The sequence below is a fragment of the Vibrio sp. D173a genome (assembly GCF_030248475.1).
Window position 1 is genome coordinate 1 of record NZ_JAHGAH010001647.1, and the last position, 1254, is coordinate 1254.

Here is a 1254-nt window from a genome sequence, read left to right on the forward strand (position 1 = left end):
AACTTCATTAACAACAAGCCCATCTAAATCTTCAGCCAAATCTGTGACATTACCATGCGCGAATGCAGGCAAAAAGTCGTAGCCTGTAATGTCAGACTCTTCTGTTTCAATTAGGACCGTCTGATGGATAGGGTCTGAAGATGGGTCTAGCTGTAGCTCGTTCTTTATAGTATCAGAGTAGTCATAGTAATGAAGTTCAGGAACTGTGTTTTCTAAATGCGTAAACAGCTTATGTGTCACTTTATGAAGACCACTACTTAAGCTTTCTGTCGTATAAGCAACTCTCATTTTTCCGAGTTCATCCGTAAAGCTGAAATAAAAATCTAAATTATTACCCGATAGAGTCGGCAAGTTAATTGGCAAAGAATCCAGGTCAAATAAAGTATCAGTCGCAATGCTTACATCCCATGAACCTTCAACATACAACTTCTTGTTAACATCAATGCTCCAACCGTTTAGTGGAGTATCCGATTCGACACTCAAACTCCAACTTTCAGTGTTAGGAGAGTCTGGATGTGTAAAATCTGCCTGAGCACTAGGAATCGTTACAATGTCGTAACTAAAGTCGCCCTGAGTAACCTTAATTTCAACTTCAGAGTAATCAAAATCATTGGTATGTGTTAATTGACCTTTGTTGCCTGCCATACTTACCAAATCTAAAGGACTAGCGTTACTCCAATCTCGCACACCGTATTGATGCAAATAGTCACCTTTGAATTGCGTAACGATGGTTGATTCAGTTGTCCCGTTCGGTAAGGCACGCGCATCTAGACTATCAATTGAATACCTCGGTACCGATTCTTCAGCTAATTGCGATTGAAAAATATAGTTTCCGCCTTCAGATACTACAGCACTATAAGACAAGTCATTACGTGTAGTGCTACTAAAGTTATCACCTTTATTACAACTACTAACAGCTTCACGGTTCATACCAAACGTAGCTGTTCTCAGCGTAAGATCTTCCAAATACTCTTTAGAAAATGTATTAGCGGTGAAGTGTGTATTGTTCGCTTCGCGTATTTGAAACGTAACAAAACCACCATCAGGTATACCTTCTAAGGTAAACGAGAGCTTCAAATTACTTGGAACAATCAAGTCACCAACCATTTTACCAGCTGCATCTGTATCCTTTGAACATTCTTTCATCAAATTCCGAAGATTATTTCGATTCACTTCAAAGTAAATTAATTTGCTACTCAGTTAATACTTGATTAAATAAATACACGTTTGTTTAAAAATCGAGGAAACGCTATG

General features: G+C 38.4%; 1 protein-coding gene. It reads right to left on the reverse strand.

The genetic code is table 11. The annotated features are described in order from the left end of the window. Window positions 1–1146: hypothetical protein (locus KIV40_RS35325; RefSeq protein ID WP_285354140.1), on the reverse strand; the 1146-nt coding region annotated here is incomplete at its 3' end. Window positions 1147–1254 lie beyond the last annotated feature (108 nt).